The organism is Vibrio sp. Y42_MX_L11, assembly GCF_024181785.1.
GTDB classification, from domain to species: domain Bacteria; phylum Pseudomonadota; class Gammaproteobacteria; order Enterobacterales; family Vibrionaceae; genus Vibrio; species Vibrio diabolicus.
In genome coordinates this window covers 392,613-418,531 of record NZ_JAMZAP010000001.1, presented here as the reverse complement: position 1 = coordinate 418,531, position 25,919 = coordinate 392,613, and the positions used below count along the sequence as shown (strand labels likewise).

The 25,919-nt window shown below is 45.9% G+C and carries 26 protein-coding genes and 1 tRNA gene; 8 read left to right on the top strand and 19 right to left on the bottom strand.

Annotated elements, in window-relative coordinates; translation table 11 throughout:
* Positions 1-24: 24 nt before the first annotated feature.
* Together NL643_RS01825 and NL643_RS01820 are read left to right on the top strand one after the other, a co-directional pair.
* Positions 25-969: a LysR family transcriptional regulator gene (locus tag NL643_RS01825; protein ID WP_005396032.1), complete on the top strand. Its 945-nt coding sequence runs from the start codon at positions 25-27 to the stop codon at positions 967-969.
* 257 nt (positions 970-1,226) lie between these two features.
* The gene (locus NL643_RS01820) at positions 1,227-2,426 is read left to right on the top strand and encodes a NupC/NupG family nucleoside CNT transporter (protein ID WP_031780514.1); all 1,200 of its coding nucleotides are present in this window, start codon (positions 1,227-1,229) and stop codon (positions 2,424-2,426) included.
* Positions 2,427-2,494: 68 nt separating this feature from the next.
* On the opposite strand, the gene folD is transcribed toward NL643_RS01820, so the two are convergent.
* Positions 2,495-3,355: a bifunctional methylenetetrahydrofolate dehydrogenase/methenyltetrahydrofolate cyclohydrolase FolD gene (folD, locus tag NL643_RS01815; RefSeq protein ID WP_253643813.1), complete on the bottom strand. Its 861-nt coding sequence runs from the start codon at positions 3,353-3,355 to the stop codon at positions 2,495-2,497.
* 203 nt (positions 3,356-3,558) lie between these two features.
* On the opposite strand from folD, the gene NL643_RS01810 reads away from it, so the two are divergent.
* Positions 3,559-3,635: transfer RNA gene (locus NL643_RS01810), tRNA-Arg, on the top strand.
* A gap of 163 nt (positions 3,636-3,798) precedes the next feature.
* On the top strand, positions 3,799-5,490 hold the full coding sequence (locus tag NL643_RS01805; protein WP_253643812.1) for a methyltransferase domain-containing protein: 1,692 nt from the start codon (positions 3,799-3,801) through the stop codon (positions 5,488-5,490).
* A gap of 95 nt (positions 5,491-5,585) precedes the next feature.
* Here NL643_RS01805 and NL643_RS01800 read toward each other — a convergent pair whose 3' ends face one another.
* The 17 genes from NL643_RS01800 to NL643_RS01720 are packed head-to-tail and all read right to left on the bottom strand — an operon-like array spanning position 5,586 to position 20,800.
* Positions 5,586-6,809: a beta-ketoacyl-ACP synthase gene (locus NL643_RS01800; RefSeq protein WP_017448728.1), complete on the bottom strand. Its 1,224-nt coding sequence runs from the start codon at positions 6,807-6,809 to the stop codon at positions 5,586-5,588.
* Complete coding sequence (fabG, locus tag NL643_RS01795; RefSeq protein WP_029837311.1) at positions 6,806-7,531, bottom strand: 3-oxoacyl-ACP reductase FabG; 726 nt, start codon at positions 7,529-7,531, stop codon at positions 6,806-6,808. The genes NL643_RS01800 and fabG overlap by 4 nt, the downstream gene beginning before the upstream one ends.
* Complete coding sequence (locus tag NL643_RS01790) at positions 7,528-7,992, bottom strand: hotdog family protein (protein WP_015296415.1); 465 nt, start codon at positions 7,990-7,992, stop codon at positions 7,528-7,530. The genes fabG and NL643_RS01790 overlap by 4 nt, the downstream gene beginning before the upstream one ends.
* Positions 7,985-9,172 (bottom strand): beta-ketoacyl-[acyl-carrier-protein] synthase family protein, encoded by a 1,188-nt coding sequence (locus tag NL643_RS01785; RefSeq protein WP_182021141.1) that lies wholly within the window; start codon positions 9,170-9,172, stop codon positions 7,985-7,987. The genes NL643_RS01790 and NL643_RS01785 overlap by 8 nt, the downstream gene beginning before the upstream one ends.
* A gap of 20 nt (positions 9,173-9,192) precedes the next feature.
* Positions 9,193-9,804, bottom strand: coding sequence for a DUF3261 domain-containing protein (locus NL643_RS01780; protein ID WP_253643811.1), 612 nt, complete (start codon positions 9,802-9,804; stop codon positions 9,193-9,195).
* On the bottom strand, positions 9,801-12,143 hold the full coding sequence (locus NL643_RS01775) for an MMPL family transporter (RefSeq protein WP_253643810.1): 2,343 nt from the start codon (positions 12,141-12,143) through the stop codon (positions 9,801-9,803). The genes NL643_RS01780 and NL643_RS01775 overlap by 4 nt, the downstream gene beginning before the upstream one ends.
* The gene (locus NL643_RS01770) at positions 12,115-12,735 is read right to left on the bottom strand and encodes an outer membrane lipoprotein carrier protein LolA (protein WP_253643818.1); all 621 of its coding nucleotides are present in this window, start codon (positions 12,733-12,735) and stop codon (positions 12,115-12,117) included. Before NL643_RS01770 ends, NL643_RS01775 begins: the two co-directional genes overlap by 29 nt.
* Positions 12,735-13,181 carry a thioesterase family protein gene (locus tag NL643_RS01765; RefSeq protein WP_253643809.1) on the bottom strand — a complete coding sequence of 149 codons (447 nt, stop codon included), beginning with the start codon at positions 13,179-13,181 and terminating at the stop codon, positions 12,735-12,737. The genes NL643_RS01770 and NL643_RS01765 overlap by 1 nt, the downstream gene beginning before the upstream one ends.
* The gene (gene hutH / locus NL643_RS01760; protein ID WP_031821846.1) at positions 13,181-14,734 is read right to left on the bottom strand and encodes a histidine ammonia-lyase; all 1,554 of its coding nucleotides are present in this window, start codon (positions 14,732-14,734) and stop codon (positions 13,181-13,183) included. Before hutH ends, NL643_RS01765 begins: the two co-directional genes overlap by 1 nt.
* The gene (locus NL643_RS01755) at positions 14,718-16,424 is read right to left on the bottom strand and encodes a glycosyltransferase family 2 protein (RefSeq protein WP_253643808.1); all 1,707 of its coding nucleotides are present in this window, start codon (positions 16,422-16,424) and stop codon (positions 14,718-14,720) included. The genes hutH and NL643_RS01755 overlap by 17 nt, the downstream gene beginning before the upstream one ends.
* Positions 16,417-16,785, bottom strand: a complete 369-nt coding sequence (locus NL643_RS01750) for a 3-hydroxyacyl-ACP dehydratase (RefSeq protein ID WP_031850164.1) — start codon at positions 16,783-16,785, stop codon at positions 16,417-16,419. Before NL643_RS01750 ends, NL643_RS01755 begins: the two co-directional genes overlap by 8 nt.
* Before the next feature lie 10 nt (positions 16,786-16,795).
* Entirely contained in the window at positions 16,796-18,196 is a 1,401-nt protein-coding gene (locus NL643_RS01745) for an AMP-binding protein (RefSeq protein WP_253643807.1), read from the bottom strand.
* A gap of 4 nt (positions 18,197-18,200) precedes the next feature.
* The gene (locus NL643_RS01740; RefSeq protein WP_145474319.1) at positions 18,201-18,761 is read right to left on the bottom strand and encodes a hypothetical protein; all 561 of its coding nucleotides are present in this window, start codon (positions 18,759-18,761) and stop codon (positions 18,201-18,203) included.
* Entirely contained in the window at positions 18,761-19,018 is a 258-nt protein-coding gene (locus NL643_RS01735) for an acyl carrier protein (protein ID WP_005382279.1), read from the bottom strand. Before NL643_RS01735 ends, NL643_RS01740 begins: the two co-directional genes overlap by 1 nt.
* A gap of 15 nt (positions 19,019-19,033) precedes the next feature.
* Complete coding sequence (locus NL643_RS01730; RefSeq protein ID WP_005382278.1) at positions 19,034-19,294, bottom strand: phosphopantetheine-binding protein; 261 nt, start codon at positions 19,292-19,294, stop codon at positions 19,034-19,036.
* A 13-nt stretch (positions 19,295-19,307) separates the two neighbouring features.
* On the bottom strand, positions 19,308-20,075 hold the full coding sequence (locus NL643_RS01725; protein WP_006742871.1) for a 1-acyl-sn-glycerol-3-phosphate acyltransferase: 768 nt from the start codon (positions 20,073-20,075) through the stop codon (positions 19,308-19,310).
* A complete protein-coding gene (locus NL643_RS01720; protein ID WP_253643806.1) occupies positions 20,072-20,800 on the bottom strand; it encodes a beta-ketoacyl synthase chain length factor in 729 nt (242 codons plus the stop codon). Before NL643_RS01720 ends, NL643_RS01725 begins: the two co-directional genes overlap by 4 nt.
* A 77-nt stretch (positions 20,801-20,877) precedes the next feature.
* Here NL643_RS01720 and NL643_RS01715 point away from each other — a divergent pair, with 77 nt between their 5' ends.
* From NL643_RS01715 to NL643_RS01700, 4 genes are all read left to right on the top strand, one after another.
* Positions 20,878-21,276, top strand: a complete 399-nt coding sequence (locus tag NL643_RS01715) for a hypothetical protein (protein WP_005390458.1) — start codon at positions 20,878-20,880, stop codon at positions 21,274-21,276.
* A gap of 27 nt (positions 21,277-21,303) precedes the next feature.
* Entirely contained in the window at positions 21,304-22,371 is a 1,068-nt protein-coding gene (locus NL643_RS01710; protein ID WP_253643805.1) for a methyltransferase, read from the top strand.
* A 7-nt stretch (positions 22,372-22,378) separates the two neighbouring features.
* Complete coding sequence (locus NL643_RS01705) at positions 22,379-23,623, top strand: NAD(P)/FAD-dependent oxidoreductase (RefSeq protein WP_253643804.1); 1,245 nt, start codon at positions 22,379-22,381, stop codon at positions 23,621-23,623.
* 220 nt (positions 23,624-23,843) lie between these two features.
* Positions 23,844-24,584, top strand: coding sequence for a transglycosylase SLT domain-containing protein (locus NL643_RS01700; protein WP_253643803.1), 741 nt, complete (start codon positions 23,844-23,846; stop codon positions 24,582-24,584).
* Between the two features lie 9 nt (positions 24,585-24,593).
* On the opposite strand, the gene NL643_RS01695 is transcribed toward NL643_RS01700, so the two are convergent.
* Complete coding sequence (locus NL643_RS01695) at positions 24,594-25,898, bottom strand: hemolysin family protein (protein WP_082244850.1); 1,305 nt, start codon at positions 25,896-25,898, stop codon at positions 24,594-24,596.
* Between the last annotated feature and the right edge of the window lie 21 nt (positions 25,899-25,919).

The following is a 25,919-nucleotide window of genomic DNA, read 5'->3' as shown; positions in this document are numbered from 1 at the left end:
CCTATAATCAAATCGAGGTAAAGCGTGTTATCTGAACGTGCCGCACAAATGGTGATTTTCTCCGCTCTTCTTAAACATAAAAGCTTCACAGCGGCTGCAAAGAGCTTAGGCGTGTCGGTGTCTCATGTGAGTAAACAGTTGAGTCAGCTAGAAGCGTCTCTTGGTATCAAGCTTGTTCAACGCACTACGCGAAGCTTTACGCCGACTGAGGCAGGAAAAACCTTTTTTCATCACTGTGAGCAAGTAGTACAAGCGGTGAGCAGTGCTACATTAGAGATGGAAACCCAGCGGGATGAAGTGGCAGGTTTGGTACGTCTTGGATTGTCGCAATCATTTGGTACCTTACACATTATCCCAGCGATTCAAGAGTTACGCGAACTGTATCCTCAACTTCAAGTGGAGGTGCATTTGTTTGACTATAAGGTCGATATGTTAGCCGAAGGGCTCGATTTATGGGTGACCAACAACGAGCATTTGCCTGAAGGCTACATTGCGCAGCGTTTGACGGATTGCCAGTTTGTTGTGGCGGCATCACCAGATTACTTATTGAAACATGATACGCCAACAGAGCCGGATGACTTGTCTTCTCACAACTGTCTTATATACAGAAGCTGGGAGCGTGACTATACGGGTTGGGCGTTTACTAAAGATCAGCAGGAGTTGAACGTAAAAGTTTCGGGCAACTATTCAGTGGATCTGGCAGAAGCCGTTCGGGATGCCGCTATTGCAGGTTGGGGCATTGCCTACCTTGCCACTTACTTACTGGGTGATGAGTTTAGAACGGGTAAGTTAATACAGTTGTTACCGGACTGGAAAGCCAGCCAGTCGATGCCGTTTTATGCGGTGTATCCAAGCCGCCAGCATATGCCCAAAAAAATATCCGCAGTGATTAACTTCATCAAACAGAAGATCGGTAACCCGTGTCATTGGGATCAACGTCTAGCGCCTTACATATCTATTCCTAAGTAACAGGATCAATGACGGTATTGAACGGCACATAAGGTGATTCACTTCACAAAAATTTTTCCAGAACTAGAAACATCTTTTCCATATAGAAATAATAAAAATAAGCAAACGTTTATATTTATATAATTCAATACCTTATAATTAAGGTTAATTATTGGGCGCTTAAACTTTTCACACTGTTAACATCCTCAACTTGCAGCATTTTGAGTCCACTATACAATCCGGTGCCTTCCATATCTCCCTTCTGTCGGATTCATTTTATGAACTCAATTATTGGTATCGTAGCCATACTATTCGTAGCATGGCTACTTTCTACAAATAGAAAAAATATAAAGCTGAGAACAGTGTCGTTTGCGTTTGCTTTGCAGGTACTGTTTGCGTTGTTGGTTTTATATGTACCAGCAGGACGAGATGCGCTGAATTCAGTGAGCAGCGTAGTGTCGAATTTGATCAACTATGGTCAAGAGGGCATTGCGTTTTTATTCGGTAATTTGGCGACAGGGGGCTTCACCTTTGCGATCAATGTTCTGGGTATCATCGTTTTCTTTTCATCTCTTATCTCCGGTCTTTATCACATTGGTGTGATGCCAAAAATCATCAACTTTATCGGTGGCGGTATTCAAAAGCTGCTGGGTATCGGTCGTGCGGAGTCTTTGTCTGCAACGGCGAATATTTTTGTTGGCACCATTGAAGCGCCATTGATGGTAAAGCCATACCTAAAGCACATGACCGACTCGCAGTTCTTTGCGGTGATGACAGGTGGTTTGGCTTCTGTTGCTGGTGGAACGTTGGTTGGTTACGCGTCACTGGGCGTCGACCTTAACTATCTTATTGCTGCTGCATTTATGTCGGCACCTGCGGGCTTGCTGATGGCAAAAATTTTAATGCCAGAAGATACGGATAAAGCAGCAGATATCGACATTAGCCAAGTTGAAATTCCACGTGCAACCAACGTAGTAGAAGCATTAGCCGATGGTGCCATGGCGGGTGTACGCATTGCTGTATCGGTAGGTGGTACGCTATTGGCGTTCATCAGTGTCATTGCAATGTTAAACGGCATGCTAGGTTGGATTGGTGACCTTGTTGGGACGCCACTAAGCTTCGAGTTGATCCTAGGGTATGTATTCGCACCTGTCGCTTGGTTATTAGGTGTACCATGGCAAGAAGCAACCACAGCAGGCTCGCTGATTGGTAACAAGATTGTGGTGAATGAGTTCGTCGCTTTCATCCAGCTTGCAGAAGTGAAGTCTCAACTTAGTGAACACTCACAAGCAATCGTGACGTTTGCTTTGTGTGGCTTTGCAAACATCTCAAGCATGGCGATGCTGATTGGTGGGTTGGGCTCATTGGTACCAGAAAAGCGTGCATTTGTTTCTAAGCATGGCTTCCGTGCGATTATCGCTGGGGTCATGGCGAACTTAATGAGCGCTTCTATTGCGGGCGTGATTTTAAGTCTGTAATTGAAATAGATATCAAAAATTAGCAAAAAGGCTCCTTGCGGAGCCTTTTTCGTATCTGAAGTTTTACGTTATTTGTCTGTGTGGAACTGTTCGCAAGCGAGCATCGTGTTCTCAATTAAACTTGCGACGGTCATTGGGCCAACGCCACCAGGAACAGGAGTAATAAAGCTCGCACTTTCACGTGCTTTGTCGTATTCCACGTCGCCAACTAGTTTGCCTGAATCAAGACGGTTAATACCGACATCGACCACCACTGCGCCTTTTTTAATCCACTCACCAGGGATGAAGTTAGGCTTACCAACCGCAACCACAACGACGTCAGCTTGACGCACATGACTCTCTAGGTCTTTGGTAAAACGGTGACATGTTGTCGTTGTGCAGCCCGCAAGCAGCAGCTCAAGTGTCATTGGACGACCAACAATGTTTGATGCACCGACCACAACAGCATGTTTACCACGTAGCTCAATGTTGTAACGGTCGAGTAGGGTAATGATGCCCTTTGGCGTGCAAGAGCGAAGCTTTGGAATACGTTGCGCAAGACGACCAACGTTGTAAGGGTGGAAGCCATCCACGTCTTTCTCTGGGTGAATGCGCTCTAAAATATGTGTTGTGTCGATGCCCGCAGGAAGGGGTAATTGCACTAGAATTCCGTCAATTTCATCATCGTTGTTTAATTCATCAATCAGCGCTAGTAACTCTTCTTCTGAGCTAGACGCAGGAAGGTCAAAAGACTTAGAAACAAACCCAACTTCTTCACATGCGCGGCGTTTGCTGCCGACATAAACCTGAGAAGCAGGATCTTCACCAACTAGGACCACTGCTAAACCAGGAGCACGTAGCCCTGCTTCAACACGCGCTTTAACACGTGCAGCCACTTCGGAGCGAACAGTTTGGGAAATGAGAGTTCCGTCTATATTTTGAGCAGTCATGACTTTCCTTATAAATTAAGAAGGCAAATTATCTGCGGCGCATTGTCGCAGAATTTCTTATTAACATCCATACGCAAACGTTTGCCTTGTGGTGTTTTTGAACATTAAGCGTTTTGATGGACTTTTTTTAGGCATTCAGATCAGAATGTTATGAAAACCCGTTGATTTACCCGTTTGAACTCGTATAATCCTGTCCCTGTAGCGCGCCCTTAGCTCAGCTGGATAGAGCACGTCCCTTCTAAGGATGTGGTCATTGGTTCGAATCCAATAGGGCGTGCCATTTATTCAAAAGCCCCGATAACTCTTTGAGTTGTCGGGGCTTTGTCGTTTTTAGGTTTTTGGCTGTAATTACCACTCTATCTACAACTTTTGAATGGCATTCTAGCCATTGCAATTTCTAGCAATTAATATGGACGCATATTAATTATCTTTCGTTAGTCTTTATGCCTGCCACTTCTAATTTTTATGACCAACACGCCGACTCTTTCGCGAAGCAATACACATCGCTCCAGTTTGAGGATGTCCACGCGAGTTGGAGAGTTTTCTGGCCCCAGGCTGGAGATCGCGTGTTAGATGTTGGCGCGGGCTCTGGTCGAGACGCGAAATGGATGGCTGAACATGGGTGTGAAGTTGTTGCGATTGAGCCTGCTCAAGCACTTCTAAGGCTTGGTAAGTCTTACTGTGGCGATTCCGTTACTTGGCTTGAAGATGCATTACCTAAGCTTGAGAAAACCATTAATCTTGGCTTTCGCTTCGATTTAATTCTTGTCAGTGCTGTGTGGATGCATCTTGCGCCTACGCACCGTGAACGTGCATTTCGCAAACTTGCAAATTTGTTAGCGCCTAATGGTCGATTGGTGATTAGCCTTCGTCACGGTGACTTTTCTGACGGTCGTAAAGCTTATCCGGTATCGGTTGAAGAGCTCGAAAAGTTTGCAAAGAATAGCGCTTTAATGGTGAGAAACGTATCTCTCGATGATGATCAGTTAAAGCGAACGGGCGTATCTTGGCAAACGGTAGTGATGTCTTTGCCTGATGATGGTTCTGGTGATCTGAATAAGGTTCGCCACATTATCGTCAATGATTCCAAATCGGCTACCTATAAACTAGCACTACTACGTACTTTACTACGTATTGCAGACGCTCATTCTGGTGCAGTGGTTGATCGCAGCGAAGGTAAAGTTGCCATCCCATTAGGATTAGTCGGCTTATATTGGATTCGTCAATTTAAGCGTTTAATCGATAAAGAGAACATCCAGCAAAGCTCGAACTCGTCTAAAGGGCTAGGTTTTATAAAGCCCGATGGTTGGGGCAGACTTTCCCATTTAAGTCCTGATGATCTTGCTATAGGCACGACATTTTTGGGTGAAGATTCAGTTGCGCTTGATAAAGCAATAAAAGACAGCTTAAAAACCATAAAAGATGGTCCCGTCACCTTTACCTATCAAGGTGATAAATCAAACCCTTACTTTGAAATGATTCGTTCAGCTAAGAAGCCAAAAAGTTCAATTGTTGTGGATGGCGAATTCCTCGAAAGTTATGGGCTGTTTGTGTTGGATGAAAGCCTTTGGGATTGTTTTCGATTGTATAACTCTTGGATTGAGCCGCTGGTGGTCAACCAGTGGATTATGGAAATGCAACGATTTCGGTCTAATCAAGAGCGGGGTATTCCACTGCAAACGTATCATGATTGTTTGGTCTGGATTGATAAAGACCATGATACGCGAGTCGTGCGAAAGAGAATTGAACAGTTGAAGCTCAGCCATTGCGACATTGTCAGTGTATGGAGTGGAAGCAAATTACGAAATGAGTATCACGTTGATCACTGTTTGCCTTTTGCTTATTGGCCCAACAATGATAAGTGGAACTTACTACCAACATCTAAGGTTGAAAACCTAAACAAGCGTGATCGTATTCCTGCTAGCTATCGATTAAACGCATCCAAGCCGCGAATTTTGGATTGGTGGCAGTTAGCGTGGGGAGAGACGGATACTTTGAGTCGGACATTTTTCACTGAGGCTTCAATGTCGTTGCCTAATGTACCTGCATCTTGCCAAGATTTTGAGCATGTCTTTGAAGCGATGGGATTACAAATTCGTGGTGTTAAAAGTCGCCTGTGTATCGCGGAATGGTAATATCTCGTTTGCTATTACCTCATGATAAATGAATTTTGATTGGTAACTAACAAAAAAGCGCTGGTTAACCAGCGCTTTTGCATTTACTAAGGGCATTACATCTTTTTAAAGATGATGGAGGTGTTGATGCCGCCAAAGGCGAAGTTGTTACTCATCAAATATTTCACGTCCAGCTCTCGGCCTTGTCCGGCAATGTAGTCTAAATCGCCACATTGCTCGTCGAGGTTTTCTAGGTTGAGCGTTGGGTTGAACCAACCCGTGTGCATCATTTCTAAACCTAGCCACGCTTCAATTGCGCCACACGCGCCTAGTGTGTGGCCAAAGTAACTCTTGAGTGAGCTGATTGGCACTTTGCCCAGAGCATTCGCTGTTGCGTTGCTTTCTGCAATATCGCCGCGGTCGGTGGCAGTGCCGTGAGCAGATACATAGTCGATCTTCTCAGCAGTAATCCCCGCGTTTTGCAAAGCCATTTCCATACAGATTTGCATGGTTTCCATCTGTGGTTGAGTGACGTGTGCGGCATCACAGTTGCTAGCAAAACCGATGATTTCTGCATAGATTTTCGCGCCACGAGCGACGGCGTGTTCGTACTCTTCCAGAACTAGCGTTCCCGCACCTTCACCAATCACCAAACCATCGCGATCGGAGTCATAAGGTCTTGGTGTGCTTTTCGGGTCTTCATTCTTCAGACTGGTAGCAAAAAGGGTATCGAAGACAGCGGATTCCGTTGGGCACAATTCTTCAGCGCCACCAGCAACCATTACCGTTTGGTAGCCGTGTTTGATCGCTTCGTAGGCATAGCCGATTGCTTGGCTGCCAGAGGTACATGCACTGCTGGTTGGGATCACTCGGCCTTTCAAACCGAAAAATAGACCAACGTTCACCGCCGTGGTATGTGGCATCATCTGCACGTAAGTCGTTGCGGTGATCGCTTTAGTGGTTTTCTCATTCAGCATGACACCAAATGCGCCGATTGCGTCAGTACTGCCTGTTGATGAGCCGTATGCGATACCCGTTTGGCCATTGGTGAGTACGTCGTTACCAATCAAACCTGCTTGGCTCAGTGCGTTTTCTGTTGCGACGGTCGCCAATTTAGAAACACGCCCCATGCCGCGTACTTGCTTGCGCTTGTAGTGCTTTGGGAGTTCAAAATCTAAAATTGGTGCCGCGAGCTTGGTGTTCAAACCATCATACTGTTCGTAAGAAGGCATGTATTGCGTCGCGTTCTGGCAGTCACGCAGTTTTGGCTCGACAGATTGCCAATCGTTACCAAACGCAGTCACGCCCGACATTCCGGTTACAACGACTCGACGGTTCATACTAGGCCTCCGTTTACCGAAATGACTTGGCGAGTTACATAGCCTGCGATGTCAGACATAAGGTAACTGACTAAACCAGCGACTTCTTCTGGTTCTCCCATGCGGCGCAAAGGAATTTGCGGCATCGCGTGTTCTTTTACGTGTTCGTCTACCATGCCTGTGTCGATAAGTCCCGGTGCAACGCAGTTAACGGTGATTTTTCGTTTTGCCAGTTCAAGTGCGAGTGATTTTGTTGCACCAATTACGCCCGCTTTTGCTGCGCTGTAGTTGGTTTGACCACGGTTACCCATCAGGCCAGATACTGATGCAAGGGTAACAATTCGACCGCCTTTGCGCTTTTGCACCATAGGCATAACACAAGGGTGAAGAACGTTGTAGAAGCTATCTAGGTTGGTATGGATCACGCCATCCCATTCTTCTTCGGTCATCGCAGGGAAAGCGGTATCTTTTGTGATGCCTGCGTTGTTCACGACGCCATAGTAAGCGCCGTGTTCGGCGATATCGGCTTCTAGCTTCTCACGACAATCTGCACGGTCACTGATGTCGAATTGGATAAGACGACCGCTACCACCATGCTGTTCGATGGTGTTTAGGGTGTCTTGCGCGCCTTGTTGATCGCCCATGTAATGGACAATGATTTGGAAACCATCTTTGGCTAATTGAACGGCAATGGCTTTACCGATGCCTTTGCTGGCACCTGTAACGAGGACTTGTCGGGTCATTGTTGACTCCTGATTTTCATTTCTTGTAATTTTTCTTCTGATGGAACGTAAACGTTCAATTGGCAAGTCGCTACAACAGTTCCTTGTAGCTCAATACGGGCAGAAAATACCGCCATACCGTTATCTTCCATGACTTTTTCGGCATATACATCGAGCATTTGTCCGCGAGAAAACGCATCGCATTCAGACGTGTATCGACGGCTACCAAGTAAAAAGCCAATCGGTGGCGCTTGTTCTTTCATTAATGCGTGGTAACCAGACCACGCCGCGACCGATTGCGCCATAAACTCAATGCCAACGTAAGCTGGCACGGTGTGTGATGCCGAGTCGAAGAACGGGTTGTGTTCTGCGATATCAACCTGGCAGTGAATCGTATCTTGTTGAACATCTATAGCACGATCAACCAAAATCATTGGTTTGTCGTGTGGCAAAAGTTGTTCGATGGGAGGAAGTTTAGTCATGAGCGTAACCAAAAATAAGACTAATATTGTTGCCACCAAAAGCAAAAGAGTTACTGAGAATCGCTTTGTTGCCAAGTTTGGTTGGCGTCTCAACTAACGATATATGGATATCGTCTGCCTTGGTTTCGCAGTGTTGCATTGGCAAGTCAAGGTTGTACTTGAGAATATGCCAAGCGATAGCGGCTTCCGTTGCACTTGCAGCGCCTAATGTGTGTCCGGTAAGTGGCTTTGTAGAGCTCACAGGGACGGAGTCACCAAAGCAGCGGTGAATGGCTTTGCTTTCCATCGCATCGTTTAACGGCGTTGCGGTACCATGCGCGTTGATGTAACCAATGTCTTGTGCTGTTAGTCCTGCATTGGCCAACGCTTTTTTCATCGCTTCTTCTGCGCCTAACCCTTCTGGGTGTGGTGCGGAAATGTGGTGTGCGTCTGAGCTATCGCCAACTCCGAGAAGGGCAACAGGCGCGGGTGTTTTGCTTAGCAACATTAATGCTGCGGCTTCGCCGATATTGATGCCGTTGCGATGTTGGTCAAACGGTTTGCAAAGAGTATCGGATAGGGCTTCTAAACCGTTAAAGCCGTTTAGCGTTAGGCGACAAATGGTATCCACGCCACCCACAATGACCGCATCAACAATACCAGAGCGAATCAGGCGTTGCGCGGTTAAAAAGACACGACCACTAGAAGAACAGGCGGTTGAAACTGAGTAATGTGGGCCGCTCAAATCAAAGTAGGCGGCAATAAAATCGCTGCAGTTGCCAAGCTCTTGTTTGGTGTAATGGTAGTCGGCAGGAAACTCGCCGTTTGCCAGCTTCTCTCCAAACGCGATTTCGCCATCTGAAATGCCAGATGTGCTGGTGCCGATCACGACCGCGATACGGTCACGGCCATATTCAGCAATGGCTTCACGCACGTCGCTTTCGATTTGCTGCAAAGCCGACAGTGCGAGGCGGTTGTTTCTCGTATCAAATTGGCTGAGTGCGGTCGGTAATTGCGGTAACGTCTGTGCAATTCGACCGATTACGGTTTGGCGGCCTGAATTTAAAATATCTTGGTCAACCACCATGTTGGATGGCTTCGCTCCCGATAAACACTGGTGGATGAGCGCGTCATCTTGTCCCATGGCAGAGTGAAAGCCACAGGCCTGAATATACAAAGGTTGAGAAGAGCGAATAGGCATATTGTTATTCTAAATTGTTCTTAATTAATCTGATGTTGCAGTGTTTGAATAGAAATTGAAAACTGATGTTTGAGGTGATGAAAATCAATCTCACCCTCTAACTTGTTCGAAGAGCTGTATTGAATCTCAATGATCTTTTCACCGTCGCTATCAAAGATGGCGCGAGAATTATTTTTCTGAATAATTCGCCACCTTACCTCATTTAACGATCCTTCCCAAGCGGAACTCGGCCAGAGCGTGATCATCAGGTTAAATAATACCTGTTCTGGCTGCGGTAGCGAACCTTGTAAACCGTTGAGCACTTCGGTTTGAATTTGTTCTCCATCGTAAGACAATGACAGTACTCTTGTCCCCCAGGATGAGAAGCCTGCCAGCACCACTTCGTTGTTGGTCACTTGCAGTTGTACCGGAAGTTGCTCAGATGTGGTTTTACCATCTATTGCCCAAGAAGCCGTAATCAACTGACTGGCAGACAACTGATAGCCCAAGCTTGCGGGAGTGGGCAAGCTAACTTGGGTGTGCTCGTCAATGTCGACCTGAGGCGTCGATTGGTGAGGGACCGAGCTGCATGCACTTAAAAACAGGCTCAGTGCGAATAACGTCGCGCAGCGAAAGGCGTGATTGAAAATCATGACGTCGTTTCCTCTGTTTTAATCGCAATCGGAGAGAGCAGCCAAGCGACAAAAATACCACTTAACACCGTAATGCCAAAACTGTGAATTGCGTGAGTTTGGCTGAGTGACAGCAACCCAAATGACAACACAGTGGTGATTGCCGAAAGGGTGATCGCCAATAGTGTGCTCACACTGCGGGCTTTCTCGGCAAAGAACAGAGTGTAATCGATCCCGATACCAAGAATGAGCACCAAGCCAAGCAAGTTGAACAGGTTTAATGTTGTTCCCATCGCGACAGCAGTTGCCAGACCGCAGGCGCAAGCAATCAATGATGGTAGTAAAACTCGCCAACTGTGTTGCAGACCGTACCGCTTGATTAATACCAGAAAGATCACAGCACTGGCGGCTACCAATAGCTCCATGATTTTGATTCGGTATTCACCAAATAGGGTGGATATTTCTTCTGCTTTATTTAGGTAGGCAACGTCAGGCTGCGATTTGGCAAATGACTTAACAACGGCGGAGTCTTGCAATTGGTTTAACACCACTACCGTTGCCGATTTTCCTTTGATCTTACCCAAATGAAGAAAACGCACAGGTGCCGATACCGGGTTTTGCAAGTACTGCTCAACCGTGACAGGGATAAAGTCGGCGTCCATTTTGGGCTTTTTATTTAAGCCCAGTCCGGATGCAAGTGGGCTGGATTGTGTCGCGTAAAGATCGTGAATCAATTGATAGTCTTGTTGCTGACGTTCCACTGAGCTCAAGTAGCGACTCAGACTCTGGTAGCTTTCGATGGTGCTGTCCGCTTTCCACGCTTCTAATGTTGGCGTCAAAGACTCCAGCTTTTTCATTAGGTTTTCGTCATCGTCGGCGGTAACGACCAACATTTGCTGAGAAGATTGCATGCCACTGAGCGTCGTAATCAAGGTTTCTTGCTGCTTGAGATCGTTCGGCATCGTTTGCAGCAGACGAATGTCGTCATCGTAGTTCAATTGCAGCAAGAAAAAGCCACTCGCAACCACACATAACATCGGTAATCCGATTTTAATTCGAGGTTGATTCCAAAGCGTTAACCATTTCGCCAACAGTGATTGTCCCGGTAAATTCGAAATGGAGCGCGATGGGTTACGAGCCAGTATCGGATACCAAGCCACCACGGTGATGTAAGCGGCAATCAGACCAATGGATGAAAACAGCGCAAGCTGCTGCAAACCAGGAAACGGTGCCACTAACATGCCCAAATAGCCGATCAAACTGGTGATTAAGCCAAGTGTGATCGCTATGAAAATATGCTTTAACCCTTGCTCGCTATCCCATTCATTTCCCGCCGCAAGGCGTTCGGTTAGGTAGTGGAATGCGTAGTCGATAGACACGCCGATTAAACTTGCGCCAAACACTAAGCTGAACAGATGGACTTTTCCAAAAATCCACGTCGTAACGGACAACGCAACGAGCAAACCAATGGTGATGGAAAGCAGTGCCAGAGACAGTGGCATCACACTACGAAAGACCAACACGAACAATGCAATGATACCGAACAGAGAGAACACACCGATGGTACTGATCTCCGATTTGGCACTTTGCGTACCAAAGTCGGCGTAAAATAGAACGCCTGTATGTGAGACTTCAGCGCCATATTTCTGCGCGACGCTTTGTTCTAGCGATTGAATATCAGGGACTGCAAGCTGCCCAGTTAGGCTATAAGGCGAGTCTTTTAGTTCGGCAGTAATAAGCAAGTATTGAGCATCGTCTTTTTCGACGGACAGATAGCCGTTATCCAATCGGAAAGAGGACGATTGCTGGGTAACTTGGCTTAAATAATCACGAAATAGCAAGAAAGGATCATTTTGTAACTCTTGCCCAGTCACCCCAGAAAACGGGTTGTACAGAGACTGAATCACATGCTGCACTTGCTGTTCTGGATTTTGGCTTAAACGTTCTCGTTGTTCAGGCGTCAGCAATTGGAATCGGTGCTTAAAGTAGTAACTCGCCCAAGCTTGCTGTTCTTGAGGTGAGATTTTTCCTACCACATCGCGAAAATGATTACTTTGGCGTAACCCCTTATCAAACTCTGCAGCCGCTGCAAAAAGGGCATTTTTGTCCGGCGCTGTGATCACGAAAATGACTTTGTCGCTCATACTTGCCGAGACCGACTCAAAGGCTTGCTCAGCCACCGGGTTTTGTTGGTTCTTCGGCAACAGTTTTAAAATGTTGGTCTCAATCGGAGATTCTGCACTCCAAACCCATTGTTTGAGTAGCAACGCGCCCGCTAAAACAACGAGATTGAGCCAAACAATAGCAAAGGTGTGAGTGCCGAGACTGAGTTTAGAAACGGAATTGAGCGTCTTCGGCATCCGTGAGTTCCTGAGGTAGAGAGGTCTGGTTCGTAAACGTGATTTCGGTCTTATCGCCACGCAGCTCTTGTAGGGTTAGGCGATCAATGTGCGTTTTACCGGAAAGGGTGATGGCTTTAAACACCGCATTTAATGGCGACTGTTTTGGCACTAAAACGAGCTGCCACTGATTGTTCTCAACTGAAAAATCGAGTGTGAATTGTTCTTGCAGTGCAGAAGTATCCCCGTGGAACACGGATAAAAACACGTGGCTAAAGTAGAACGCCATTGGGTTTTCTTGTGCAGAGATCGTTTTTGGTGCTTGGTCGGCAAAAGTCTGACGAAGTTTGTTTTCCGTCAATACCAAATTGACTGAGAAAGGTTCTGTTTGTTGCCACAACAGGCCATGTGTTTTGCTCAGTGTGAACTGACCTTTAGAGGTTAAAGGTTGACTAAACATTTCCAGATGACGCTGCTGCGTAAAATCTCCGCGTACGATTTCATGCTGAGACAACTGCTGTTGAAGCGATGCCAAATCCGTTACATTTGCTGTCGGTGTGGCCAGTGCTGGAACAGAAAATATCAGCAAAAAAGAGAGTAACCACTTTTGCATTAGTTCAGGCTCCCATGGTTGTGCCATCGCTCTACTTTATCTAAAAAGACTGTTGGAGACACAAAGCACATCTCTTGCTTTTCAATGGATACGGCGACTTGCGTTGTATGCGCTTTGCACATACGTTGATTCGTTTCGGCGTCGTAAATCACGTAATCCACACGTAAGCGGTTTTCCCACTCAGTGAGTTGCGCGGTAATGCGAATGGTGTGATTAAACGGAATCGCCTTCACGTATTTAACGCGCGTGTCGATGATCGGCCACATGTACCCAGAGTCTTGCATATCGCGATAGCTGTATTGGATCTTCTCCATCAGCACACGACGCGCTTCTTCAAAATATCGAAAGAAGTTGCCGTGATAAATCACGCCCATCGGGTCAGCATCTTGAAAAGAGGTGACCATAGTCACCTCCGCTTCTAATGGGTAGAGAACCTGCTCTTGCATTATACCTCCACGTAGAGTGGCCAATGACGTTGCTGAATGCGTTCAATGAAATGACGCAAATCTTGTTCCAATGGGCGATCTTCAATCACAAATTCAAACTCGCTCAGTACGGCGTCACGAATTACTCGCAAACTCTGACTCATGTGGTGTTCGTCCAATTCGTTATGACGGCGACGAATCTCAACCGCTTGAACGCTTGCTAGGAGTGAAGCCGCAGCAACTTGCTCTGTTAACTCAAGTACGCGTAGGCAATCACGAGCCGCAATGGTGCCCATGCTCACTTTGTCTTGGTTGTGACATTCGGTTGAGCGAGAAAAAACGCTCGCTGGCATGGTGTTTTTCAACGCTTCTGCCGTCCAAGCTGAGATACCAATCTGAACCGCTTTAAAGCCGTGGTTGATCGGTTTACGCTCGCCTTCTGCACCGGTTAAGTTAAACGGCAGGCCGTTATTGAACTTGTAATCCATCAGTTGCGCCATCTGACGGTCCAGCAAATCAGCTAAGTTGGCAATGTTCACTTTCAATGTGTCCATCGCCATTGCGATATGACCACCGTAGAAGTGACCGCCGTGCAGAACGCGCTCGTTGTCGCCATCGATAATTGGATTGTCATTGGCACTATTTAGTTCATTCTCAATCAATTGACGTAGCCAAGGCAGTGAGTCTTGCACCATGCCAATCACGTGTGGCGCACAACGCAGCGAGTAACGATCTTGCAGTCGGTCGCTATTGCGTGGCGGACGTTCAGCATTGAGATCATCACGCAGCCAAGCCGCAACTTGCTGTTGACCAGGGTGAGGTTTTACCGCAAACAACGCTTCATCAAAGTGGAAGTCATTACCTTGCATACCCACAGAGACCATCGCAGTAATCTTGGTGCATAGCTGAGCTAGGTATTCTGCGCGTTTGTAGGCAAGACAGGCGAGGGCAGTCATCACGGATGTACCGTTCATTAACGCCAAACCTTCTTTTGGTTTTAGGCGAATTGGCTCAATGCCCAGCTCTGCAAACACTTCTTGTGTTGGTCGCACATCGCCTTTGTAAAGCACTTCACGCTCGCCAATTAAGGTCGCCGCTAGGTAAGACAGAGGCGTTAAATCGCCACTTGCGCCCACCGAGCCTTCTTGTGGAATACGCGGCGCAATGTCGTGGTTGATAAGCGTAACGATTTGGTTCAACAGATCGTGAGACACGCCAGATACGCCTTGCGACAATGAACACAAACGGGTCGCCAACACCGCGCGAGCTTGCTCATGAGAAAGGATTTGACCTAAGCCACAGCCATGGAAGCGCGTAAGGTGCAACGGAAGTTCATCCACAAGAGCGGGTGGAATCGCCACAGTACATGAATCGCCGTAACCCGTAGTCACGCCGTAAATAACGCCTTCTTCTTTCAGTAATCGTTCCAGAAACGCCACGCCACGATCAATTTTCGCGGTAAATTCTGGCGAGGTGTTCATGTTTGCCTTTGCACCTTGAGCAATGGCAACGACATCTTCGATGGTTAAAGATTGGGCACCAAAAGTGATGTTGTGATTATTGTTGTTTGTCATGTGGCTGATTACTTAAAGTCCAGAAGTTAAAAAAGTTGTACCACTGTAACGGCGCTTGCAGTGTGTGGTGTTCTAATCTGTGTGCGTACTGTTGAACAACGTGTTCTAGTGCCTGCTGACGCTCCTTGCGCGGTAGCGTGATTTGGTCACTAAAGTGTTCAAAGTACACATTAAAATGCGGAGTGTTTGCTTCATCGTCGCGTAGGCCGAAGAGTAGATAAACCGGCGCTTTTAATACCGAGGCCAGCATGAATGGGCCTTGCGGGAATGGCGCGGGTTTACCAAGAAAATCTGCCCAAACGACACGATTTTCTTTGCTGGTAGAAGTGCGATCGCCAACGATCACCACCCATTCGCCTTGCTCGATTTTTTGTTGAAGCAGAATCGCGGTGTCTGGTCCCATTGAGCTGACTTGAATCAGATTCAGTTCCGAATTTGGGTTTACCGCCTTCATTACCGCATTAAATTGTTCAGCGTGTTGGGTAAATACCAAGGCATTGATTTTGACATGAGAGTGTCGACGACCAAGCGCGCGGCAGAGTTCGATATTGCCAAGGTGCGAGCCTAAAATGAGCACGCCTTGTTTTTTCTGCGCCATCTCTTCGAAATGATGCTGGCCGTGAATGGTTAGGTTATCGACGTTAAAGTCACCTTGCCATGCTGCCAGTTTGTCGAGCATGGTACGCCCAAAAGAAAGCAGGTGATGATAGCTGTCCAACTGTTTTGGCAGTGCGATGTTCTGCTGCGCTGCGTAGTGCTGTAAGTTGTTCAGGTAAATCTCAGACGCTTCGCGGGCAGATTTACCCGTGAAGTGGTAGTAGCGCATGACTAGCTTTAAAATCAGGTCGAACGCTTTTCTGCCGAACAAGCGGTAAACCGCGAGCAAGGTTTTGATGCCTAAAATCGTGCCTTGTTCTTTTCGTTTCGACCAGTGGGCATTGCTGTCGTCTGTATGACGGCGCTTTCTGGCGAGTAGTGAAGGAATGCGCGGCAACATGCCAAAAAATAGGCGAGTGTGCATCCAGCTTATCTTGACGTTATCCCACAATGCATCGAAGTGGGAAATGCCACCTTCAGGGTAGAAAACGCGCGTTGGAACAAAATCAATATCGACGCCTTCCCAGTACATTCGCACCAGAATTTCGATATCAAAATCCATGCGTTTGCCGATGTTGTACTTGTTCAACACGGCGACCGTTTTCGCCACTGGGTAGGCGCGGAAACCGCACATACTGTCTTTGATAGACAGTGACAAGGTTTCTATCCACACCCAAATGTGCGTAGCGTAGCGACCATACAGACGGGCTTTAGGTACGCTCTCGTCGTATATCGGTTGGCCAGAAATCAGGTTATCTGGTTTTGTTTCGCTGGCGCTGAGCAATTTCGGCAATGCTTCTAGGTCGTGTTGACCGTCTGCGTCGATTTGAATGGTGTGCGTAAAACCAAGCTGGTGAGCTTGATGTAGGCCAGCCATCACCGCTCCACCTTTGCCTTGGTTTTCACTCAAACTAATCAGTTTTATCAGCCCTTGCTCACTCAACGCTGAAAGCGCTTGTTTGGTGTCTTCATTACTGCCGTCGTCCACGACCAGCACTGGCAAAGCGAAAGGGGATAACGACGCAACCACGTCTGCAATTGTGCTGCCGTGGTTGTAGCAAGGAATTAAAAAGCAGGGACGGTAATCACTCACGTGACTCACCCAGTTTCATTTTGCCTGAAGAGTGAGTCACCAAGGTTTCACCGTTTTTCGATGTGTACTTAAAGGTCAATTTCTCGCGCTCATTGTCCCAAGATAGTGAGAGACAAACGTCGGTGTTTGGCAGAATCGGCTCTTGAAATTTGATGACTTCCATTCCTTTAAATACCTTGGGGGTGTTCAAATATTGAACGGCGTAGAACAACGCCCAGTCAATTTGAGTGACGCCGGGTAAAAGAGGAAAGTGACTGAAATGACCTTGGAAATCTAAGATGTCAGCATCCACACGCAGCGACAGCTCCGCGGTGTGGTCACTCACTTCAATATTCTGAATAGTTGGTTTTCTTTTATCCATGTTACTAGCTTTATTGGAATAGTTTTTCAATTTCAGCAACTTGGCGTTTGCCTTGGCTGTTCAATGGAATTTCGTCGACCACTCGGAATTTTCTCGGGATAGCGATCGGTTCTAGCCAATTGCGCAGTGCCTTGCGAAGCTCAAGCCAAAACTTGCCTTTACCAAGTTCATCAAGCACATTGCTGCCTTTATCGTTAAGTACGATGATCGAGACTAATGTGAGACGACCAGATTCTTCCATTGGGATCACCACGCTTTCTTGAACCCACGGCAGTTGCTCTAAACGTTTTTCCACTTCGACAAGAGAAATACGCTTTTCTTCGACTTTGACGATTCGGTCAGTGCGTCCACGCAATTCAAAAGAAATACTATCATGGAAATAGCATTCATCCGCAGTTTGGTACCAAGTGTTTTCATCAATGTGTGGCGAGCGGAGCTTTAAACAATTTTCATGGTTAAGCTTTGCTTCAATGCCAGGGAATAACGTCCAGGGAGTGCTAGCTACGTGCTGCTGACGGTAGGCGATGCCGCCGGTTTCTGTGCTGCCAAAAACTTCAATAGGAAGTGACCCAAACAACAGCTGGCTGTGCTGCGCCGCTTGGTTTGGCAAGGGGCCACCAGAAGAAAATACGCACCGAATCGCAACCGGATTGTGCTCTTCACTGAGTCGTTTTAGTAACGCAGGGCTGCTTACTAGCGTGGTGTCAGCATCGGCGTGATGGACAATTTGCTCTGGGAACTCTAGGTTGTGTGCTGAAAATGGACGTGCAGAGCACAAAGGCCACAATACGCGGAACAGCAAGCCGTAAATGTGTTGATGAGAAACGGTGCTTTCAACGCGTGTGTTGGCAACTGTGTCGCCCCACAGGTTATCTAGAATAGCAACTTCGATATCAAGCTGTTTCAGCGTTTTTGCAATGGCTTTTGGTGTGCCGCTTGAACCCGAAGTAAATAGCGTTACTGGTATTTCCGCCAGGTTTAATTCACGCCAAAAATAAGGTTGTTTGGCCTCTGGCTCGTTAATCACGGTGGTTTCTAGCAATGATTGAGCTTCGATCAAAAGCGAGCTCACGAGTTCTGGAACCGAGACATCGGCATCATGCAGCAACAAATCGTAGTGATCACTGAGCTCTTTGAGTGCTTCTGGTTGGTAATTACCAGGTAATACAATGGATTTTCCTGCGTGGCAACAAGCGAAAAAGCCAACGGCAAACAGGTAGCTGTTGCCAAAACACAACGCAATGTTTTGCGTTGGTTGGGTTTCTAACTGCTGAGCAAGCGTTGCGACGTGCTGCTGGAAATCACCCCAAGTGATAACTGTGTCGCGATCGTAAGAGACAGGGGATTGCTCAGGCCTCTCTGCGACGAACAAGGTCGCTAGGGAGGTAAAGCTCGAATACGTTGTATTCATACGATTAGTGTTCCTTTCGAACAAATTGACGCACGATCCATTCTCCAGCGAACAAGCCACCAGCAAGTAAGTAGCTGATGAGGCCGTTATAAAGCGTCCATATTTTTACTGGTAGGAAACAGGTATAGAGCGCAAAAGCGGCATTCAGTACAAAAAAAACGCACCAAACCATCGTGACTTTGCGTGTGTAAGCCACGCCACTAGCCGGAAGGTCAGGCTCTTGCAAGCGAGCAAGCCTTTCAATGATTGATTGCGGCTGTTTTAAGCTCAGTCCAAAGACACACAGCATACATACATTGACAACCACAGGGTAAAACTGAAGCCACCCGTGTTGTTTAAACACCATGCCAAGTGTAATTAGAACAATGCCAACAGCGCCCGTAGCGAGCGCCAAGAATTTAAACTCTTTTAGTGGGGTCTTATTTGCGACGAAAACACGCAAAAGTAACGCAGCAATTAACAAGCCCCCGACTAAGTTCAAGCCAAATTTATCTATACCGAAATAGACGGCGAAGGGGTAGGCAAACAGTACAATTGCAGACAGACCAGTCAGCAATTGGCGCATTAACTTTCCTTCAATAACTCAGTGACGGCGTTAACCACATCGTCAACGGTTCTTACAGCACTAAACTCTGCTGGCTTGATTTTTTTGCCAGTGACATTCTGTAGGTGTACGACCAAATCAACGGCGTCAATGCTATCAAGGTCGAGATCTTGGTATAAGTGCGCATCTGACTGAATGTCGGCTGCGTCAATTTCGAACAGCTCAACAAGCGCATCTTTAACTTGTTCAAATACTTGATCTTTATTTACATCAGTCATGAATATACCTACAACTTATTCATTAGTTTGAGAAGAAACGTATTTCGCTAGGTTTGCTACAGAAGCAAAGTGTTCGCGCGTGTTTGAGTCGTCGGCATCAATAACGATGTTGTATTGTTTTTTAATTGCGAGTCCAAGCTCAAGTGCATCGATAGAATCTAAGCCAAGTCCATCACCAAAAAGTGGTGCATCCGTTTCAATATCATCTACGGTTAAATCTTCAAGGTTTAAAGCATCAATAATAAGTTGCTTAATGTCGTTGTGTAACTGTTCCACTGGGACCTGCTTATTAATAAAAGTTTTCTGGAAAAATGTTTTCAGCTAGGTGCTGTTGTAAGCGTCGCGCCGCTATTGTCGGCGACGTAGTTTGCTTTATAAAAGGGTCAATCTCAACTTTATCCTTAACTTCAACTCTGAAAAAAGGCTTTGTTGCCGGTACTTGATACCATTTTTTCTCTTTTGTGAGGAAACTTGGCGTTACCGTAATATGGACAACCCTTAAATCTCGTTCTGTTCTTACCGCAATTTGCGCTGCGCCGCGTTGTAATTTTGGTTCTACACCAGGTGTTGTTCTTGTCCCTTCAGGAAATATAAGCAACACGTTGCCTTTGTTAAATCGTTCATCACAAAGTGCTAATAAATCATCCGGCGCTTCATTGGGAATATATCCGGCTGCTTTTACGATGTGCTTCATAAAAGGATTCGACCATATTGCCGATTTTACTAAACAGTCGCAGCGATTTAATTGTGAAGCAATGAGAACGTAATCGATTAAACTAGGATGGTTGGCAACAATTAAACAATTACGATCTTGTTGAAGAATATCGGCACCAATAATTTCGTAATCGATTGCTCCACTTAACTTCATCAATTTACAAAAGGTGTTGAATGAATATCGAATCGCACCTTGAACTTTATATTCACGTTCCGTTTGGTCTGAAACGAAAATACGAATGGTCGGAATAACAATGAAGCTTAGTGCTAAACCACCTAACCCAAATACTGAAAAACAAAAGCCGGTTGCTAGCACACGCCAATACTGATTTAAGCGACTCATTGCTTGTGCCATTCCCAAATTTGTTGCGGAGCGTGAATAGTCCACTGATTTTCATCTGACAAGTAGTGTTGCAAAAACGCTAAGCCTTGTGGCAACGGGTGGTTTGAGCATTTTGCACTGATGCCGCTTTGCACCGTGAAGCTATCTCCATGAGAAAGTATCAAGCCGAGTCCAAACCCTTGGTATTGTTGGTTTTCATATTCTAAATAAGAGTCAGGCATAGGCTCATCAAAATCAACAAGCAGGACTTTTTTGTCAGGATTGTCGGACAAAAACAGCCATGCTTCTAATATTGCACTTTGGAATGTGTTTTCTGCCGCAGCGATCGAAGTTAGGGGGATGGGCTGTTTGGTTGCAATAGTGGCAAGCCCTGCGGCGGTATTATGCACTGACTGAGAAAAAGCCATCGGAGACGCTTCTTCACCGTTAATAATATCTTTAACTAACGCAACACTGCGATGCAATTCGCCATGACGACTCGAAAATACGAGGTAATCAACCTGATGTTGATTAAGCAATTCGATTGCCGTTTGCACTGCCAGTTTGCTAAGTGGACTCATTCTTCTGCGCATCATCGCAGGAATATCTGCAACATTGATTTTGCCATCTTCTGGCCATTTTATCTCTGTTGCCCATTGTTTCCATTCATTGGATTCGGATAAACCGAATGAATTCGCTGTCCACGCATCAATATTGAACGAAATGTTGATCTTCGAGTTTGGCATATTGGGTTAAATTGTTTATTTTACAGCTCGATACAAATTGGGCTTTACCCAAAGTCATAATAAAAAAGGAAATTATCATGTCGCGTTTTAAGCTGTATGTCTCGTTATTATTAACTTTGCTTCTTGTCGGTTGTGGACGAGTACAACCTGTAATGAATGTGGAGGATACTCCAGTTGCTTATGATCTTCAAAATAAACAAGTAAAAATGGCCATTGTGCAATCGGCAACCAACCGAGGTTGGACGATTGAAGAAGTAAGCCCAGGTGTTCTTATTGCAAAAATTCACGTTCGTAAACACTTTGCAGAAGTAAAAATTCCATATAACAACAAATATTACTCAATTATTTATCTCAACTCAGTAAATCTAAAAGCCAGTGATGGCAAAATCCATCGCAATTACAATCGTTGGATAAACAACTTGAATGTTGATATTCAACGAGCTATTGCATTGTTAGGCTCTCAGTCTAAACAATAAAAATATTAATTGCAGTTAGGTTTTTCCGTGTTAAATCAAAATAATGACCCTTTTAATGCTTTTGAAGCAAAAACAGAAGCTCAGAAGTTATCTTTTGCACCAATCGTGTTCCAGACCGCCAGAACGCTCCGAGATTTAGGTATTTTAGCCGCGCTAGACAGCGCCGGTTCACAAGGCATGAGTGCCACGGACATTGCCGAGAAAACGGGCGTGTCAGAATATGGTGTCAAAGTATTGTTGGATATGGCGATTAGCGCACATATTGTTTTATGGGAAAGACCTAACTATTCGCTTGCGAACCTTGGTTTTTACCTTCTTCACGATGGTATGACGAACGCAAACATGGATTTTACGGCTGATGTCTGTTACGCCGCGATGATGCATCTGACGGAAGCGATTCAAGAAGGTAAGCCTTCAGGTTTGAAAGAGTTGGGCAATTGGGAGACGATTTATCAAGGTCTGTCGACGCTGCCACATCAAGCCAAGCAGAGTTGGTTTAAGTTCGATCACTTCTATTCGGATCGCTCGTTTCCATTACTGCTTAAAGAAGTGTTTGCAAGCAAGCCAAAGCACCTAGTGGATATTGGCGGAAATACCGGGAAATGGGCTATTCAGTGTTGTAAGCATGATCCTGATGTTGAAGTTACTATTGTCGATTTGCCGCAGCAATTAGAAGTTGCGATGTCAAATGTCTCAGAAAACCAGTTCGCCGAGCGTGTACGTCCATACCCTGCCAACATGCTTGATAAAGCACAAACATTGCCTGAGCATGCTGACGTATGGTGGATGAGCCAGTTCTTGGATTGCTTTTCACCAATTGAGATCCTAAATATCCTTAAAAAAGTCAAAGCCCAGTTAACGAAGGGAGATACTATTTACGTATTGGAGCTATTTTGGGATGCCCAAAAATACGCGGGTGCTTCCTATAGTCTTAATGCAACCTCTCTCTACTTTACCTGTTTAGCCAACGGCAATAGTCGTTTTTATCGCAGTGATGATTTCTTAGAAATTGTCGAAGCGGCCGGTTTATCTGTCGCCGAAAGAACCGACAACATTGGCCTTGGTCACACCTTATTAAAACTACAAGCAAACTAAATTCAGAATGAAAACAGAGCTCAAGCAAGTTGTCGTCGTAGGAGCGGGCCCATCTGGCTCCACCGTTTCTGCGTTATTAAAATCGCGTGGCATAGATGTCGTTGTCATAGAAAAAGCCACCTTTCCACGTTTCTCTATCGGAGAAAGCCTGCTTCCTGCATGTATGGAAGTTGTCGAGCAAGCCGGAATGACCAATGCGGTAAAGCAGTTTGGCTTCCAATATAAAGATGGCGCTGCATTTCGTCGCAATGGTGTTTACACCCAGTTCGATTTTACGGACAAATATACCCCAGGGCCGGGTACGACGTTTCAGGTGCAACGTGCCAGTTTTGATAAAGTGCTCGCCGACAGTGCCGCAGAGCAGGGCGTCGATATTCGTTATCAACATGAGCTAGTTAGCTTGGCGTTTGAAGGCAAAAAATCGCGCTTAGAAGTTGTTGGGCCGAATAAACAGACCTATCAAATCGAAGCTGATTTTGTTTTGGATGCGAGTGGTTTTGGCCGTGTTTTGCCACGCTTGTTGGATCTTGAAGAGCCTTCTTGTCTTCCTCCAAGAAAAGCGATATTTACTCACATTGAAGATCGTATCTCTCCACAAGAGCCAGAGTACGATCGTAATAAAATTCTGATTTCCGTGCATCCTGAAAATCACGATGTATGGTACTGGCTAATTCCATTCTCGAATGGTACATGTTCGTTTGGTGTGGTGGGTGAGCCTGAGTTTTTCGAGCAATATCCAGAAGATAAGCTTGCAGCTTTGCAGCAGTTGGCGAATGAAGAGCCGGGGTTGGCTTCTTTGTTGCGAAATGCGAATTACCCAAATCCAACAGGAGAGTTGGGTGGCTATTCAGCGAACGTCAAACGCTTAGCGACAGAAAACTACGCACTGCTTGGTAATGCCGGCGAGTTTCTTGATCCTGTGTTTTCATCTGGCGTTACTATTGCCATGAAGTCAGCGGAATTTGCGGCCGATTGTGTAGCTCGTCAATTAAATGGTGAAGTGGTTGACTGGCAAGAAGAGTATTCGGAACGCTTGATGGTGGGGGTGAACACATTCCGTACTTATGTGGAGGGGTGGTACAACGGCACATTGCAAGATGTGATTTTCTACCAAAACCCGAATCCACGTATTAAGCAGATGATTAGCGCGATTTTGGCTGGGTACGCTTGGGATACAAACAACCCTTACGTAAAACAAAGCGAACAACGTTTGTCGACGCTCGCTGAGCTGGTTCGAGAAGCGGAACTGTAAGAGTATAAATTCTCTTAGCTGAGGATGCGTAAACCTAGGTCTTACCGAGAAATTGGTAAGACCTTTTTTATTCTCGACAATACCTTTTTATTTGTACTTCGAGCTTACTGGAGACATCTTGACCACTTGTTTCGAGGTGTATCGAATTTGAGAAAATTTATAGTGATTATGATCACATACATACTCATTGTTGCTGATATTTATATTAAACGTGTAGGAAATGGATTACATTTTGGGAGTGTTCCCTAAATCCGGCTTCGTTGTGAAAACGGTTTATAAGCAACTGTATAAATTAGTAAAGTTCCAAAAACTGCACCAAAAAAAAGATGAGTTTCTTGCCAAATCAATTCGCTTGGTGAGTTCGAACCATCGACTGCGCCAAACACTTCCTTTACTTTCTCGAATTGTCAAAGAACACGACGCGTCAACGGTCTCTTCGGTTGTTGATCCCGAGAACGCGGTGGCGTGGGGAGGCAAAGTTTCTCCAGAGTTCAAATGCAAAGTCATCCGTATTAGTGAAGAGCTGGAGATCAACCCTAATCATCTGATGGCCTGCATGGCATTTGAAACCGCTGAAACCTTCAGTCCAAGCATCAAAAATGGTTCAGGAAGTGGGGCGACAGGGTTAATTCAATTTATGCCCTCTACCGCTGAGTCATTAGGAGTGAGTACGAAAACTCTTGCGAGGATGAGCGCGGTTGAGCAACTTGACTATGTAAAAGCCTATTACTGGCCATATCGCCATAAAATCAATAGCTTGGAAGATGCGTATATGGCAATTCTCTATCCTGCTGCGATTGGCAAACCGTCTTCTTTCGTTTTGTTCAAGCAAGGCTCGATTGCATACCGACAAAATGCGGGTATCGATCGTCACAATACAGGAAAAATCACGCTTAATGATGTTTCCTATAAAGTACGGAAAAAACTAGAGAAAGGTTTACAGCCCAATTTGATGGGATAGGGCCGCGCTTTATTCCACTTCGCTATTGTTAGTTGGTGTATCGATGTCTTTGGTGACTCTGACTTGCATAATGCGATGTTTTTTAACGAGGAGTATGTCAAATCGCCAACCTTGGTAGTGAATGTGCTCCCCAACATTTGGGACTCGACCATAAAGCCATGTCAAAAGCCCATTTAATGTTTGAAAGCCTTCTCGCTCTTCGCCTTCTATGCTGCTCAGTTCGAGTTTGTTCTTGAGCTCATTGAGCGGGATCAACGCGTCCATCAACCAACTGCCATCTTTTTGTTGTTTGGCCCACACTTGCTGTGGCGCCATGCCCAGTTCTCCAGCAATTGACTTTAACAAGTCGTAAAGGGTTACTAGGCCTTGTACATCACCATACTCATCGACAATAAAGACCATTTCCGCACTGGTTTGTTGCATGTAGTTAAGGAGAGGTAACCCTTTCATGGACTCGGGTACAAAACGCGGACGCTTGAGCTGTTTAGCCAGTTTACTGATAGACAATTCGTCATATTCATCGAGCAGGACTTTGGATGAAATGGTGCCAATAATATTGTCCAAACTACCCTTACAGACTGGCCATACGGAGTGTTGGGTTTGGCGAAGGTCAGTAAGGATGACATCAATAGGTTGGTTGGCATCTAGGTAATGGATATCGCACCGTGGTGTCATTAACGATAATGCTAAACGATCGTTAAGGTGGAGTAAGTTGCGAATCATCAATTGCTCTTGTGGCTCAATCGCACCGGACTCAGAGCCTTCGCTAACAATAGCAAAAATATCCTCCTCGGTAACAATCTCACCGTTGCTGTCGTTTTGACGCAATAATCGGAGAAAAGTATCGGTTGAAAACGTCAATAAGAAGACAAAAGGAGTGGTGAGCTTGGCGAGCCAGTGGATCGGATAAGCTACGATAATAGCGATGGTTTCTGCGTTGTTTTGTGCAAAGCGCTTGGGAACGAGTTCTCCCACCACAATCGCGAAGTAGGTGATCATGAGCACGACGCTCGTCGTTGAAAGTACCGTTGCTATCTCTCTTTCTAGCCCTTGGGTTACTAACCAATTTTCGAATGGTACTGAAAGCGTTGCTTCACCAAAAATACCACTTAATAGCCCGATGACGGTAATGCCTATTTGGATCGTGGAAAGAAACTGAGTCGGATTGTTTTTAAGTTCGAGCGCTAAAGCGGCAGAGGCGTTGTGTTCTGCAATTAATTTTAGCCTTCCGCTTTTGGCTGCGACTAGAGCGATCTCTGACATAGCAAACGCGCCATTGAGTGCGATTAATCCAACCAGCAGTAATACGTCCATAACGTTTCCCAGTAATGTACA

Bases quoted from the DNA above. Each gene is read 5' to 3' on its own strand.
- NL643_RS01820 (WP_031780514.1), top strand. From the start codon at position 1,227: ATGAACTCAATTATTGGTATCGTAGCCATACTATTCGTAGCATGGCTA.
- NL643_RS01780 (WP_253643811.1), bottom strand. From the start codon at position 9,804: ATGATTTTCAATCACGCCTTTCGCTGCGCGACGTTATTCGCACTGAGC.
- NL643_RS01750 (WP_031850164.1), bottom strand. From the start codon at position 16,785: ATGGATAAAAGAAAACCAACTATTCAGAATATTGAAGTGAGTGACCAC.
- NL643_RS01720 (WP_253643806.1), bottom strand. From the start codon at position 20,800: ATGCCAAACTCGAAGATCAACATTTCGTTCAATATTGATGCGTGGACA.
- NL643_RS01790 (WP_015296415.1), bottom strand. From the start codon at position 7,992: ATGACTAAACTTCCTCCCATCGAACAACTTTTGCCACACGACAAACCA.
- NL643_RS01775 (WP_253643810.1), bottom strand. From the start codon at position 12,143: ATGCCGAAGACGCTCAATTCCGTTTCTAAACTCAGTCTCGGCACTCAC.
- fabG (WP_029837311.1), bottom strand. From the start codon at position 7,531: ATGACCCGACAAGTCCTCGTTACAGGTGCCAGCAAAGGCATCGGTAAA.
- NL643_RS01805 (WP_253643812.1), top strand. From the start codon at position 3,799: ATGCCTGCCACTTCTAATTTTTATGACCAACACGCCGACTCTTTCGCG.
- NL643_RS01800 (WP_017448728.1), bottom strand. From the start codon at position 6,809: ATGAACCGTCGAGTCGTTGTAACCGGAATGTCGGGCGTGACTGCGTTT.
- NL643_RS01695 (WP_082244850.1), bottom strand. From the start codon at position 25,898: ATGGACGTATTACTGCTGGTTGGATTAATCGCACTCAATGGCGCGTTT.
- NL643_RS01765 (WP_253643809.1), bottom strand. From the start codon at position 13,181: ATGCAAGAGCAGGTTCTCTACCCATTAGAAGCGGAGGTGACTATGGTC.
- NL643_RS01785 (WP_182021141.1), bottom strand. From the start codon at position 9,172: ATGCCTATTCGCTCTTCTCAACCTTTGTATATTCAGGCCTGTGGCTTT.
- NL643_RS01770 (WP_253643818.1), bottom strand. From the start codon at position 12,735: ATGCAAAAGTGGTTACTCTCTTTTTTGCTGATATTTTCTGTTCCAGCA.
- NL643_RS01705 (WP_253643804.1), top strand. From the start codon at position 22,379: ATGAAAACAGAGCTCAAGCAAGTTGTCGTCGTAGGAGCGGGCCCATCT.
- hutH (WP_031821846.1), bottom strand. From the start codon at position 14,734: ATGACAAACAACAATAATCACAACATCACTTTTGGTGCCCAATCTTTA.
- folD (WP_253643813.1), bottom strand. From the start codon at position 3,355: ATGACTGCTCAAAATATAGACGGAACTCTCATTTCCCAAACTGTTCGC.
- NL643_RS01715 (WP_005390458.1), top strand. From the start codon at position 20,878: ATGTCGCGTTTTAAGCTGTATGTCTCGTTATTATTAACTTTGCTTCTT.
- NL643_RS01745 (WP_253643807.1), bottom strand. From the start codon at position 18,196: ATGAATACAACGTATTCGAGCTTTACCTCCCTAGCGACCTTGTTCGTC.
- NL643_RS01735 (WP_005382279.1), bottom strand. From the start codon at position 19,018: ATGACTGATGTAAATAAAGATCAAGTATTTGAACAAGTTAAAGATGCG.
- NL643_RS01700 (WP_253643803.1), top strand. From the start codon at position 23,844: ATGGATTACATTTTGGGAGTGTTCCCTAAATCCGGCTTCGTTGTGAAA.
- NL643_RS01725 (WP_006742871.1), bottom strand. From the start codon at position 20,075: ATGAGTCGCTTAAATCAGTATTGGCGTGTGCTAGCAACCGGCTTTTGT.
- NL643_RS01740 (WP_145474319.1), bottom strand. From the start codon at position 18,761: ATGCGCCAATTGCTGACTGGTCTGTCTGCAATTGTACTGTTTGCCTAC.